The organism is Trichocoleus sp. ST-U2, assembly GCF_039961875.1.
In the GTDB taxonomy this organism is placed as follows: Bacteria; Cyanobacteriota; Cyanobacteriia; order Cyanobacteriales; family FACHB-T130; genus FACHB-T130.
Window position 1 is genome coordinate 186,836 of sequence record NZ_JAMPJY010000005.1, and the last position, 13,486, is coordinate 200,321.

A 13,486-nucleotide genomic window follows, 5' to 3' on the forward strand; every position below is an offset into this window, starting at 1 on the left:
AGATGACATCAATATCCGAGTCAAGCAGGGTCAGCAAAAGTTTATTTTTTACTGAGCTTGCAGACGGATCATTTCATTTTTTATCTGTGCTGCTACCTCCGAATTTTTTTGCGCCTCCACCGTAATTTGATTAAATAATCCAATGGACAAACCGTTGCTCTCAACAATCTTTTGAGACTGTTTGCAGTAATTGATGGCAATGGCCTGGGCATTTCCTGGAAGCGATCGCAGGCTATTCGGCTGGCTGCAAGCAATATTTGGAGGGCTGCCCACAATTCTTTTGATCTCGTTATAGGCCGCTTGGCGACCCGGTTCCATCGCCAAAACAGCTCTGGCAAAGTTGCTTAAGTCTTTGGAGCTGAAGGGTGATTGAGCGTATGCCTGAGAACTAAAGTCAAGGCTATGGGAGCGCTCGGATAGACCGGGTGCAAAACCTAACAACAGACTTAGAGTAGCGAGAGTACCAACACTCAGGCATTGAGATAAGACTCGATTCAGAGAGCGACGTGAACTGTATAAAGTCATCATGATCTAGTGCGACCAAAAAATAGAAAATCAAAACACACACGGATTACTTTTTCTGAACTGTTTTAAGGGTGAGAAGTTCCAGCTAGAGATGGGCATTCGTAGATTTACATCTCGTGTTGGTACCTCAGAAAACAGAAGCCTTCTCCCTACGGAGTAAGGATCGAGTAGTAATCTACAACTAACTACGGATATTATGAGTGTGAGGATTTTACCACACTTTCGCATAAAAAGCGGGGTGTTACCAAAGCTGTAACGATTGGGTGGTATGGGTAGCGCTTTCCTCCCTACCTCTAGGTGTAAAGGGAGGGAGGGAAGAATTCTCTCTACGTGTTTATGCCTTCATTGATACAATTGACACAGTTCGATAACTTTCATTTGTAACGTTGAAATGGGGTCAGCTCCTCGCTTGAGGGCGACTTCCAATTCCAGGAGTAAGGGTAAGGTTAAGGTGAGTTGACGCACAGAGAAGTCTTTGACTTCTTGGCGCAGAAAGTAAATCCGTTTGGGGTTGCCAATTTCTGCCGCAGTTGCGATCGCCCGTTCATCTCGCTCACCGCTCTCTACCATCAGTTTCACCCACAACCAGGTACGAAATTGACCGATGAGGGTGGCGACAATCCGCAAAGCGGGTTCGTTATGACCGATTAAGTCAGCAACCAGCGAACAGGCGTGAGCGGTATTCCCCTTGGCGATCGCCGATGCGAGCTGCAAGCTGTTTTGGGTGTTAGAGGTTACTAGGGCAGCAACGACTTCAAGGGCGATCGCGTCTTGGGATACGCCTGCTTGGTCAGAAGCGGTGGGAAGCGGCTTCGGGATACCGGCGTAAACCTGCAACTTTTCCAGTTCGTTCCAAAGTTGTCTGGTATCATTTCCCACAGATTGGGCTAACAGTTCGGCAGCTGCGGGGGTTAGTTTTACACCGACTTGCTGGGCAACCTGACGCACCTTTTTTAGCAGTTCTTCAGTTTTCCAGGGCGGGATGAGCGAAAATTCTCGAATATCAGCATGGTTTTGCAGCAGCTTTGTAGACCGGAGACGCCCATCGGGTTTAGAGCGAGTCGTCAGCAAAAATACTGAAGACTCAGGAATCGCCGGTATCGTACGCTCCAGTTCAGCCAGCAGATCTTCCGAACAGTGCAGGCATATAGTAGTATCAACCAACCATACCAAACGGTAGGCGCTGCCAAAGGGTGGTGTCATTGCTTGGTTTAAAGCAGTGATGACCGCATCGGGTAGCGCTTGAGAAATTTTGTCATAGTTAAAGTTAGCCCATTGGGGGTCGAGAATGCGATCGCGCAGGGAGTCAACAGCTTTTTCCAGGGCAAAATCATCCTCACCCCAGTAGAGGTAAATTGGCATTAAAGCATCTCTGAAAAGTACGAGGCTATTAAGATTGGACGAGACTTATCACACTTATTTAAATCGGGTAGCACGGCTAACACTACCTGCAACCTACGAGTCCCAAGTACAGCATATACAGGAGTCTCCGAAGTTTAAGCCCTCCCCGTCAGGGACAAGACAAGCCGTGCCTTTCCCTGGCTATTCGGCGATCACGCCACCTGCGGGAGAAGAATCCGAGAATGCGACGTTTTACGAAAGCTTGAAAGCGTGCCAAGAGCAACTCCTACAGCAGCTAGATCCTGGTTTTATTGTGCCAGTCCCTGCTGAGAGTTTTCATGTGACCTTAGCAGATTTGATTTGGGACAGTGCTTATCGGCACACCACGAGTGAGAATCCGGAGTTTGAAGAACAACTGCGCGATCGCATTGCTCAAATTTTCGAGCAGTCCCAGCCATCTCTCACTGGCGGCAATCCGATGCTTTGGCAGTTGCTGGGGTTGATGGTAATGCCCCGTGCAGTCGCGGTTTGTTTAGTCCCCAAGGACGAAGGCACTTACGAGCGAATGTTGAAGTTTCGCCGGTTTATCTATCAAAGTCGGAGTTTGATAGAGTTGGGGATTGAACAGCAATATCGTTTTACTGCCCATGTGACGCTGGGCTATTTTGGCGATATTTCACCAGATTTGAACCGCGCTCGCTTGTGTGAAAAACTTTCTCAAATTAACAACCAATGGTTGGAAAATTCTCCAGAAATTTGGACACACCAAGCGCAATTGCGAAAATTTGACGATATGACCCGGTATTATCGGGAACCTGATTGGCCCGTTTTAACTTTTTAAAAACAATCGGCTAATAGCGGCTTACAAATCGCTATTAGCTGACTCCTGATTTATGAGCTTACCCATTCATCCCATCCTCCAGCAAAGTTTTGCTCTCATCGATCGAGAAATTGGCGAACACCGCTTTAGCCCCTCCGAGTACGCAATTGTACGTCGAGCCATCCACAGCACCGCTGATTTTGAATTTGCCCAATTAATTCGATTTAGTGAGGGGGCGATTGAAAGCGCGATCGCTGCCTTGCGGCGTCGCGTGCCGATTGTTACAGACGTTGGCATGGTCAAACAGGGAGTGGCGGGAATGGTGGCGCAAACCTTTAACAATCCCCTGGTTGCCGCTGTGGAACAAGCAAGCGTTGCTCTCCCTGGCAAGACGCGCACGGAAACCGGCTTACTAAAATGTTGGCAAGAATTTCCAGAGGCAATTTATGCGATTGGTAATGCTCCCACTGCTCTGCTGGCTTTGTGTGCAGAGTTACCCTCGGCACCCATTCAACCGGCTTTAGTGATTGGCGCACCCGTTGGATTTATCTCCGTCGTAGAGTCTAAAGCGGTACTAGAAAAGACGCCCGTACCCCAAATTCGGATTGAGGGGCGCAAGGGCGGTTCACCGATTACCGCTGCGATTGTGAATGCTTTACTCCTATTGGCTTGGGAGGCAGAGGAATGTTAGGGATTCGCTGCCTATTTAGGGTCACGAAAAATCGATTTGCGTTGAGTCGGTATCGCAGCGACTTCCCGCCATCGGGTGCATTCAGCCGCTATTCATGACACTTGTACACGTTGTTGGAATTGGCTTGGATGGTGCAGATGGGCTGAGTCATAATGTGCGGGAGATTGTAGAGCAAGCGATGCTGTTAATTGGGAGCGATCGCCATCTCTCTTACTTTCCCAATTCCTCAGCCCAACGTCTGATTCTGGGTGACTTGACAAAGGTAGTTGAGGAAATTCGCGATCGCCTGTCTGCGGGTTCTGGCGGCATTGTCGTATTGGTGAGTGGCGATCCCCTCTTTTTTGGACTAGGACGGCTGTTGGTGGCACAACTACCCTCAGCAGAATTAACGTTTCATCCGCATCTGAGTTCGGTTCAACTGGCTTTTAACCGGATTAAGGTTCCCTGGCAGGATGCGCGTGTCATCAGCGCCCACGGGCGATCGCTGGATGAGTTAACCCAAGCGCTGCAACAGGGCATTGAGAAGATTGCTGTATTAACCGATACTCAAAATACACCGGAAGCGATCGCTCGTCTGTTACTCGCTTTAGATTTACCTAGCACTTATGAGTTCTGGGTTTGTGAAAATTTAGGCGGTGCCGATGAGCGAGTTCGGTCTTTTCCCTGTGTCGGAAGACAATTAATTACGGCTCTACAAGAGCAAGATTTTGCTTCTTTGAATGTTGTTGTCTTGCTACGTCCCTCTGATTCAGGGAGTAAGAGTGGGGACGCATTCCTACCGAATCTGGATGCCCTGCCGATGCTGGGAGTCCCGGATGGGAGTTTCTTGAGTTTTAGCGATCGCCCTGGCTTGATGACGAAGCGGGAAGTGCGGGTTCTTGTACTGGGAGAACTGGCGCTACAGCCGGGACAAATTATTTGGGATATTGGGGCAGGTACTGGCTCAGTTTCGATTGAGATTGCCCGTTTATTCCCCACTTCTCGCGTGTATGCGATTGAGAAAACGGCTGCTGGCACGATGTTAATTCAGCAGAACTGCGATCGCTTCCAAGTAGAAAATGTGATTTCTATTCATGGCAGCGCCCCAGAAGCTTTGTACAGCCTCCCTGCACCTAACCGCATCTTTATTGGCGGTAGCGGCGGCAATTTAACTGAAATTCTCGATACCTGCAATTCGCATTTAACGGCTTCAGGGCGCTTGGTACTGGCACTCGCCACACTAGAACACCTGAATGAGGCTTTGAGTTGGTTATCGCGTCAGCAATGGGATTATCACTTGTTGCAAGTGCAGTTATCGCGTTCTGTGCCGGTGGGATCGCTGACTCGGTTTTCCCCGCTGAATCCGGTCACGATTCTGGCAGCAAATCGCTCATTTTAAAGATGCTCATTTTAAAGATAAATTTGCCAGATTAAAATCCCAGTTCCCAGCAGACAAAAAATTCCCGCCGCACCCGCCAGAGGCTTTTCTCCCAAACCAGTTACCCAAGCCGGAACCATGCCAGTGTAGCGAATCACTCTCGTCGTATCCAAACTTGCGATCGCCCAAATCCATCCGGCGTGAAGCCCCCACGCCAAGCCTAGATTCCCATCATCACAGACACGAGCCAGCACTAATACCATTCCCATCAGCCATAATCCCGGTAGCTGAGGCAATGTTTCCTGCTGTTCCCAAACCAAATGAAGCAGCGCAAAAATTAAGCTAGAAACTGCCGCCGCTACCCAAGTTGAATAATCTTGCTGGAGTTCCGTAAGCAGAAATCCCCGAAAAATTAACTCTTCAATTCCACTAATCAATAATCCTAATAACAATGTTGGTAGTAAGACAGATCCGACTACCGACCACAGATTTTGCGGTGGGTTCTGTGTATCTTCATAGAGAGGATTCTCTTGAGATCGCCACTCGACCCAGCCCAACGCTTTTTGGATGCCAAACACCACTACCAGACTTAGCACCCCTAAAGCAAAGCCTTGTCCTAGGGAAATGAATATTGAAGCTTTCCAGTCCAACCCATAATCCGCAAAAAAAGCCCCCTCCACCCAAGCGGCACCCCAGACGATCGCAGGGGCAATTAAATAGAGCGAAGCTAATAAAGGAAGCTTTTGCTCTACAGCCAAGGGGTGAAAGGGTCGCCATTTCAGCACTGCTGCCAAAGGAATCGCAACTGGCAACCAAAGAACTAACCAGACAATGAAGAAAGCGATCGCCTTCAACACAGCAGGAGTTTGTGGAAGTGATACCAGCCACCAATCGGCTCGATCAAAAATAGGCATTGTTAAAGACAGCTTTCATTGGCTCAAGCGTAACACCTCAAGTTTGGGAAAAAACTGCCTTATTTACCGCTGGGGGTAAGCATGAACCCCCGCAGCTTTTATGTCTAGTCCACAAAAGATGTATTTGCTTTCCCTAGGATGCTCCCTTGAAAGGAGAGGCAGTTGGTTCTTTCAAATTTCCCGATAAATTTGTTAGAAGCAACGCCATATCAGAAAGCATTACCGCTTATGATGCAGTCGCCTCCTCACTTTCGCTTTCATCACTGGTATCGTCTCCAGTCTTACTTCCGCCATCCACCTGAATTAGGTGAATATGCTTGTAACCCAGCTTAATTTCAAACTCATCACCAGGCTTTAATCCCATTGCCTCAGTGTAAGTTGCACCAATAACAATTTGACCATTTTTGTGTACGCTTACACGATAGGTTGGTTCGCGACCCCGACCATCTTTTGTTCCTTCTGGATCTAGGGGAACACCTTTCGCGCCTAAAACTGCGTCATAAAAGTCTGTTAAGTTGACGCGAGTCTGGTTGTTCTTTGTTACGGTGTAATAGCCACAGCGTTTTGCTGTTTCTCGCCGTGGTAAGTGTGAAAGCTCTTTTACTTTTTGAAGCAGTGCTTTCCCTGTCAATGGAGCTGTTGCGGTTTCACTCATCGCTATATGCAAAATACACTTCAATCTACAGTATAGTAAAGAGTGTCTAATGCCAATATTTGGCTGACTAAAAAAATATATCGTTAAATCACTCAACTTTCACAAGGATATTTACAAGAGCATCCTCCAAATTCTTAGATTGCAGCAAAATTGCGTAATTGGGTAAAAGTTGAGGTTCTTACTACCAGATAGCAGATCGTTAAAGGATAGACTAGAGACTAGAGACTAGAGATTTTGTAAAGTTTAAAGTATAAAGTGTAAAGTATTTACTTCTGAAAATCTATCTTTTGGAGGGGAAGACAGGAGAGCTGTCTGTTTTATCCTTCAAGCCTTCAGCATCTAAAAATCAGCTACACCCCTTAGTCTAGTCATGCCAAACAAAGCTCCTATTTGTCTACAGATCGTAAATTCAGCTTTAGACTAGAAGTTAAGAGCAATGAAGAGCTTTGAAGCATGCAAGTCCTTTTTAAGGTCATCCGGCAGGAGCAAAATTCCTCTCCTGTAGTACAGACTTATACGTTGGATGTCGATCCTGGTAACACAATTCTGGACTGCCTAAATCTTATTAAGTGGGAGCAGGATGGAAGTTTAGCTTTTCGCAAGAATTGTCGCAACACAATTTGCGGCAGTTGTGGAATGCGAATCAACGGTCGTTCCGCTTTGGCGTGTAAGGAAAATATTGGCAGTGAAGTGCAAAGGCTGCAACAGATAGCAGCGAGTGCTACCCTTTCAGATGCCCCGCAAAAACCTTTAGATGCCATCCCAGAAATTACTATTGCACCAATGGGCAATATGCCGGTCATTAAAGATTTGGTGGTGGATATGCGTAGTTTTTGGGATCATCTTGAAGTAGTTGAACCCTATGTGAGTACGGGGGCAAATCCTATACCGGAACGAGAGTTTTTACAGACACCCGAAGAACGCGATCGCCTTAATCAAACAGGCAATTGTATATTGTGTGGTGCCTGCTATTCTGAATGCAACGCCCGTGAGGTCAATTCGGATTTTGTAGGACCTCACGCCCTTGCAAAGGCTTATCGAATGGTAGGGGATTCTCGTGACGCCGAAATAGAATCCCGTTTGGAAAATTACAACGAAGGCACCAAAGGCGTCTGGGGTTGTACCCGCTGTTTTATGTGTAATACGGTTTGTCCGATGGATGTGGCACCAATGGATCAAATCGGCAAAATTAAACAGCAAATTCTCGACCGCAAGGACGATCAAGCCAGTCGTTCAATCCGTCACCGGAAAGTATTAATTGATCTAGTGAAGGAAGGTGGTTGGATTGATGAACGTCGGTTTGGTTTACAAGTCGTGGGAAATTCTTTTAGAGACATCAAGGGGATGATTAGCCTGGGGCCACTCGGATTAAGAATGCTGGCTCGCGGTAAGTTTCCTTTGGGGTTTGAGCCGTCTGCTGGGGCTGAGGTAGTGCGATCGCTCATTGAATCTGTCCAAAGCCTTGAGTCTTAATCATATTGAATCACGATTGAAGTAAAAACAATGAATCCTGAAACAACTTCCCCAGAACAATCACCCGTAGAAACACCCGCAGAAAATTACAACCAACCAGAGCCTGCTTTCGGCTGGACGCTCTACTCCGAGCAAATCAACGGACGATTCGCAATGGTAGGGTTTGTTGCTTTATTGGTACTGGAGTTTTTCACCCATCAGGATTTTTTTACCTGGCTGGGTTTGCGCTAATCCGCACTTAAAGACATGGATTGGTTAACCGCCAATTCCATTCGTAGGGGCGTGGATTTGTGAGTTGCTAATTCCATCCGTAGGGGCATGGTATAAACACGCCCCTACGCATCTAGATTCTGCCTTAATATCTACCCAAATTAACTGGCTACACCTGAACCGGAGTGCTAAACCGGATTTTAAGATAATCATCCTCCATCTTTGCTCCAGCCGGTTGCAGGGCTGCCAAGGCTTGCGGTAACACCAAATTGCGGCGGTGATTGCCTATCGTAATGTTTAATTCATCGCCGGTTTTACTTAGTTGGATATTATCTTTGGCAATACCGGGCAAGTAAAGTTCTAAGCTGTAGTTATTTTGGTCTTGCACAACCCTCAGAGTGGTTTCCTTGTAATACACCTGAGTGGGATCTTCATCTTTATAGAGCGTTTCCTTTAACCGTTCTAAAGCCTCTAACCCACACATTTCTTCTGAGTAAAGCGGAACTTCCTTTACTGGTAAGGGATGGAAGTTTTCGTGAATTTCCTGCCGATATTGCTGCTGGCTTTCTTTCCAACGTTGAAAGAAAGGGTCGGTCACTTGATCGGGGATAATCCGATTTGCCACCACTAAATCCGTAGCAACATTGTATAAACTTAAATAAGCATGGGCGCGGAGAGACTCTTTAATCACCATTTTTTCGGGATTGGTGACGAGGCGCACCGAAGTCTGAGTATTGTCACTCAATACTTTTTCTAAAGCTTCAATCTGCTCGTAGAATTCAAAGGGAGCGTCCATTACCTCTTTATCGGGCAAGGAAAAACCGGCAATTGGTCTGAAGATCGGTTCAACTAGAGGTCTGAGCGCTACTGATATCCCCTGTAACGGCTTGTAAAAACGTCTCATATACCAGCCGCCGACTTCCGGTAGACTGAGCAATCTTAGAGCCGTACCAGTAGGAGCTGAGTCAATAATTAAAACGTCAAACTCGCCTTCATCGTAGTGGCGCTTCATGCGTACCAAACCGAAAATTTCATCCATGCCGGGAAGAATTGCTAATTCTTCCGCTTGTACGCCTTCCAAGCCTCTTGCCTGCAAAACTTGGGTAATATAACGCTTAACTGCGCCCCAGTTGCCTTCTAATTCCATCAGAGCATCTAATTCAGCCCCCCACAAGTTTGGACGAACCTGTCGCGGATCGTGCCCCAGTTCCAAGTCAAAACTGTCGGCGAGAGAGTGAGCGGGATCGGTACTTAAAACAAGGGTTTTGTAACCGAGTTCGGCACAACGCAAGCCAGTAGCGGCGGCTACAGAAGTTTTGCCAACGCCACCCTTGCCGGTCATCAAAATTACGCGCATGAATGCTTTTTTCCTATCTGAGAATTGTTTACGTTACTTATTATTTTTTCCCTGTTTTAAGGGTAACAAATGTTGTTTCAACACATCAAAACGCGAACATTTCCAGTAGTCGATATGGGAAGCAATCATTCCATCAGTGTTGAGTTTCAACTCACTCCAGCCTGGGATGGTGATACGAGGTTTCCACGGCAGAGGGGTATTCCAGCTCAAAGTCCACTCAAGTTGGATTGTATCTCCGGATTTGCGAATGTCATGTAAATCCATCTTGACGTTCATAAACCAGGTTTTGATAAAGCCAATCATGAGTTTGTAACGCTCAAGACCATTAAATTTGTTCAGCGGATCTTTGAAAAAAACGTCTTCTACATAGATGCTGTAGGTTTGGTTTTCTGGAAATCTTTGGTAGTCGTCTTTGAGGATTTGAATGATGTCCATAAGACTTAGAGGGTGACAAGAAGCTACGGTTCGATTTCAGTCCAGAGGCGTTCTAACTGACGCCGCCATGCTGCCAGCACTTCTTCACGAGCCTCTGGAGGCAGATCCAAATCGCCCATGAGACCTTCTTCGTAGAATCGATCGAGGGTTTGGAGTGTGGCTTCGAGGGATTGTCCTTGCTGCTTGGCAGCAAGGATAATTTGACTAATTCGACTTTCAACGAGCTGATTAAAGCAGTCAGATAAACCTGTCTGATGCAGAGAAATGAGTCGCGCGATCGCTCCTGAAAAATCCTCTACATTTAAAGTCTCAAGATTGTGCTGAAATACACCCCATAGCACTCCCTGATTCAGGGCGTAACGAGTCTCCTGAGTGTCATCAAAGTTGGCTTCCAGCAGCTGTTCTACAAACGGTTGCGCTTCTTGAGCGGGTGCAATCGGTAAGAGAACTCGCAGCCAAGAACTGTCATCGGAAAGCAGCACCAACAGACGCATCTGAGTCGTTTCTACTTGCCACAAGCCGGGGGCAGTTGCTTCAATCGCTGCGGCATCAAATAGTTCTGTAAGGGTTTTGGTAATGTCTTCAGGTTTCATAATTTCCAAATAATAAACCCCCAGCCTTAGCCGGGGGAAACTTCAAAAGACAGAAGATTGAGGACAGAAGGAGGAATTTATTCCTCATCCTTCATCTTTTCAAGAGAGCCATTCCTCAACAGCGTCTTCTTTGGTGTTGGTATTGCGCGATGGCGTTTCGCGGTTAAACTTCATGTGAATCGAGCGAGTTTGCTCGCCATCAGCTGCCACTGCCATAATTGGGTAGTCAATCAGACCATCCTGGAAGGACATCTGGAAGCGGAAGGTGCCATCTGGATTCAGCTTGATGGGACGACCGCCAATTGTGACTGTAGCATCTGGCTCGGTAGCACCGTAAACAATGAGTTCCGCATCGGCAACCAGCCAGAACTGGCGAGGACGCATCGGGATGCCGGAACCTGAGAAGCCAGCGCCGGACATTCCCACACCAGACATGGTAAGACCAGATACGGTAGGAACTGCCCACATCCCAACGCCAGAGGGGAAGACGTAGGAACTCAGAGCTTGTTCGGCAAGGGACACTGACTGCATCGAACCAGGTACTTGCTGCATGGAGCCAAACAACGAACCGGCTACCCGTTGAGCTTCGACAGTCTGAGCCATGCCGAAGATTTCGTCGTAAATAGGATTGCCACCTGTGGCTACACTACCGTAGCCAGCCATTGCCATTTTCTTGGCAGGGGGAACCAGTTCGAGGAAAGTCTTGCCGCGTAGGTCTTCTTCCCAAGCAACGGTGATGAATTGGTCTTCAATCCAATCTGAAGGATAAACGGGAGGAACGCGGACGGGAGCGGAACGAGCTAAGACGAGCCAGCGACCATCAGCACAACGGTAGCCGATGTCTACAGCATAGTCGCGATCGCTCACGGGCATCGGCAAATACCATTCCCGCGCTAGCTCATCGCAAGGATATTCCTGAATGCTGTGAGGGCTTTGATATTCTAGATTTACGTCGGTGACATCGTAGAGTCGCAGCGCGAGTTGTTGTCCTCCCTGACGGCGTAAATCTTCTTTATGATCGTTGGGGATATCCCAGTAGGTGTATGCCCATTGGGGGTCGCGAGGCATCAGGACAACCCGGCTTTCACCGTAGCCACCCGGAAGATCCCCTAGACCTTCATCTACGGATGCAAGGGTTCCACCTGTGCGATCTTCCTGACCCAGTTCAAATTTTGCTGCTTCCACTTCTTCTTGCGCCTCCACTATACGAGTTGAACCGAGAGAAATCTTGGTGCGTTGAACTTCTTTAATTGCTGTTAGCAGTTGCTCTTTACGCATTCTGCTGTATCGAGAGATGCTGCATTCGCTAGCAACTTTACGGAGTTGCCTTAATGTCATCTCTTCCAATGGTGGGCGTTCTTTTGCCATAACAAATAGTCTCCGGTAGTTTGGGCGGCAGTTAGGTTACTTCTCTAAAGACTGACTAGCAAAGCAGCACAAAATGCTATTTCGCATCTCTTCAACTTCGGAAAGTTGTGCCATGTTATCCCCTTTCTGAAATCCGTAACGTCTCAATGGTTAGCTGCGGTCTTGAATGAGCCGGTGTCAGTCTTGAATAGGGGCTGCTTTTGTGACGCCAAGAAGACTGACTGGCTTTCTTGGCTGGATTGAGAATCTAACTGAGCGCCCAGGATTTTAGAAATTTGCTGATTAGAGCATTTCTTTGGGATCGCGGGATCGCTTTGTTAATTTCATGTTGCAGAAAAATACCGGGTTAGGTCAAGAGGTGTTTCAGCCGATTATAGGTATATCTACGAAGTTATAAGGGACTTGGGGATCGAATTGTCATGATATTTTGACATTGCAAACGGATTGGGATCGCCGTAACTTGTCAATTTGTGGGAAGCGTTCCCATGCAAATCTACAATGTCAGAGAATCTTGACAAAATAAGCGAAACCCAGTCACTTTTTTGGGGCAATCGTTTTTGGGGCAATCGTTGAAATCTGTCCTTGCCCCAATCCTTCCCCAATCATTAGAGGCAAAGAGAGATTGGTCTCATTCTTAAGCTCCCCTGCCTTGGGAACGCTTTCTTCAGAGGCTCAACTTTTGGTAATCGGCAAGAAAGCTAGATTAATGAGGCAGAAACGAGAACTCCTGTATTGGCGTTTTCGGATTAACCATATACAAGCAGCCAAACCGGAATCATCAACAGTAGCAGTCCGATACTTAGGACAATACTGCTGGCGGCTAAATCTGGGTCGAGATCGTACTCCTCCGCCAGGATCAAACTCGCAAAGGCAGTGGGCACACCTGCCATGAGAACCATTGCCAAGCGGGCATCGCCCGATAAACCAATTAGGGTAGCTGCAATACCCACCAGTCCTGGCATCACCACAACTTTCACCAGGGCAGGGAGTAAGGCAACCCGAAAACTCTTCCATCCTTGCAGCTGAGCGAGCCGTATCCCCATTAGCACAAAGGAGCTAGCAATGACAAACCCTACAGAAGCTTGCAGTCCTGATTCTAGTAGAGTCGGCAGTTCAACCGAGCGAGTGAGGTATCCGAAACTAAATGTCCACAAGGCAGGAACGGTCAAGATATCTCGAAGTTGAATCCACCAATGATTTCGCTTTGCGGGTCGCCCAAAGTAGCTGGCGATAAAGACACCAATTCCATAGGTACCAATGATGTTATTCGTGACGCTGTAGAAGACGGCTAGACCCACAGCTTGAGCGCTAATCAAAGAAGGAGCGATCGCTAACCCCACAAAACCTGTATTGCCCAGCATGGCAGACAGGATGAAACTTCCGTAGCGAGGGCGGTCTAAAAAAGGCAGAAAAGAAGATTTTTTACTGTCGCCATTTTCACGGCTGAAGCGTTTCCAGACCTGCAAACTTAGCCATGCAAAAGTAAAACCGACCGCCAAAGCTCCTATGGCAATTAGCGGCACTACTCCAGCATTTTCCGATAAGTTTGCCTGACGAGCCAGCGTCAGAATTTGTAGCGGCACCCCAACCCAATAAAGACCGCGACCCAGCAACCTGGGTAAGGAACTGGGGATAAACCTAAAGAGTATGAAACCGAGTACCGTCCACAGGATGATGGGGGTATAGGCATGAAATAAGGTTTCGGTCATTCGTTATTAGCCACTGGTTATCAGCCACGGTCAAGCGT

Annotated in this window: 14 protein-coding genes; 5 read left to right on the plus strand and 9 right to left on the minus strand. The window is 47.5% G+C overall.

The annotated features are described in order from the left end of the window. Positions 1 to 48: 48 nt before the first annotated feature. Complete coding sequence (locus NC996_RS05190) at positions 49 to 528, minus strand: DUF4168 domain-containing protein (protein ID WP_190688527.1); 480 nt, start codon at positions 526 to 528, stop codon at positions 49 to 51. A gap of 339 nt (positions 529 to 867) precedes the next feature. Next, the gene (gene holA, locus NC996_RS05195) at positions 868 to 1,887 is read right to left on the minus strand and encodes a DNA polymerase III subunit delta (RefSeq protein WP_190440258.1); all 1,020 of its coding nucleotides are present in this window, start codon (positions 1,885 to 1,887) and stop codon (positions 868 to 870) included. A 34-nt stretch (positions 1,888 to 1,921) separates the two neighbouring features. On the opposite strand from holA, the gene NC996_RS05200 reads away from it, so the two are divergent. The 3 genes from NC996_RS05200 (at position 1,922) to cbiE (ending at position 4,755) form a co-directional block, all read left to right on the plus strand. Beyond that, the gene (locus NC996_RS05200) at positions 1,922 to 2,707 is read left to right on the plus strand and encodes a DUF1868 domain-containing protein (RefSeq protein WP_190410208.1); all 786 of its coding nucleotides are present in this window, start codon (positions 1,922 to 1,924) and stop codon (positions 2,705 to 2,707) included. Positions 2,708 to 2,759: 52 nt separating this feature from the next. Next, on the plus strand, positions 2,760 to 3,377 hold the full coding sequence (locus NC996_RS05205) for a cobalt-precorrin-8X methylmutase (RefSeq protein ID WP_190426908.1): 618 nt from the start codon (positions 2,760 to 2,762) through the stop codon (positions 3,375 to 3,377). Between the two features lie 94 nt (positions 3,378 to 3,471). Continuing rightward, positions 3,472 to 4,755 carry a precorrin-6y C5,15-methyltransferase (decarboxylating) subunit CbiE gene (cbiE, locus tag NC996_RS05210; protein ID WP_190688530.1) on the plus strand — a complete coding sequence of 428 codons (1,284 nt, stop codon included), beginning with the start codon at positions 3,472 to 3,474 and terminating at the stop codon, positions 4,753 to 4,755. Between the two features lie 11 nt (positions 4,756 to 4,766). Here the strand turns inward: cbiE and NC996_RS05215 are convergent, their stop codons facing one another. Continuing rightward, entirely contained in the window at positions 4,767 to 5,648 is an 882-nt protein-coding gene (locus NC996_RS05215; protein WP_190688533.1) for a type II CAAX endopeptidase family protein, read from the minus strand. A 226-nt stretch (positions 5,649 to 5,874) separates the two neighbouring features. Continuing rightward, the gene (locus NC996_RS05220) at positions 5,875 to 6,303 is read right to left on the minus strand and encodes an AbrB family transcriptional regulator (RefSeq protein WP_190524196.1); all 429 of its coding nucleotides are present in this window, start codon (positions 6,301 to 6,303) and stop codon (positions 5,875 to 5,877) included. 453 nt (positions 6,304 to 6,756) lie between these two features. Between NC996_RS05220 and NC996_RS05225 the strand changes: the two genes are divergently transcribed. Together NC996_RS05225 and NC996_RS05230 are read left to right on the plus strand one after the other, a co-directional pair. Next, a complete protein-coding gene (locus NC996_RS05225) occupies positions 6,757 to 7,776 on the plus strand; it encodes a succinate dehydrogenase/fumarate reductase iron-sulfur subunit (RefSeq protein WP_190535995.1) in 1,020 nt (339 codons plus the stop codon). A gap of 30 nt (positions 7,777 to 7,806) precedes the next feature. Then, positions 7,807 to 8,007 (plus strand): chlorophyll a/b-binding protein, encoded by a 201-nt coding sequence (locus tag NC996_RS05230; protein WP_190672816.1) that lies wholly within the window; start codon positions 7,807 to 7,809, stop codon positions 8,005 to 8,007. Positions 8,008 to 8,155: 148 nt separating this feature from the next. On the opposite strand, the gene NC996_RS05235 is transcribed toward NC996_RS05230, so the two are convergent. From NC996_RS05235 to NC996_RS05255, 5 genes are all read right to left on the minus strand, one after another. Beyond that, positions 8,156 to 9,343, minus strand: a complete 1,188-nt coding sequence (locus tag NC996_RS05235; RefSeq protein WP_190426895.1) for a TRC40/GET3/ArsA family transport-energizing ATPase — start codon at positions 9,341 to 9,343, stop codon at positions 8,156 to 8,158. A 33-nt stretch (positions 9,344 to 9,376) separates the two neighbouring features. Beyond that, positions 9,377 to 9,778, minus strand: coding sequence for a DUF2358 domain-containing protein (locus tag NC996_RS05240; protein ID WP_190688536.1), 402 nt, complete (start codon positions 9,776 to 9,778; stop codon positions 9,377 to 9,379). 23 nt (positions 9,779 to 9,801) lie between these two features. Next, the gene (locus NC996_RS05245; protein ID WP_190410199.1) at positions 9,802 to 10,371 is read right to left on the minus strand and encodes a hypothetical protein; all 570 of its coding nucleotides are present in this window, start codon (positions 10,369 to 10,371) and stop codon (positions 9,802 to 9,804) included. A 99-nt stretch (positions 10,372 to 10,470) separates the two neighbouring features. Beyond that, positions 10,471 to 11,739, minus strand: coding sequence for a DUF4912 domain-containing protein (locus NC996_RS05250; protein ID WP_190426891.1), 1,269 nt, complete (start codon positions 11,737 to 11,739; stop codon positions 10,471 to 10,473). 746 nt (positions 11,740 to 12,485) lie between these two features. Next, positions 12,486 to 13,448: an AEC family transporter gene (locus tag NC996_RS05255; RefSeq protein ID WP_190688539.1), complete on the minus strand. Its 963-nt coding sequence runs from the start codon at positions 13,446 to 13,448 to the stop codon at positions 12,486 to 12,488. Between the last annotated feature and the right edge of the window lie 38 nt (positions 13,449 to 13,486).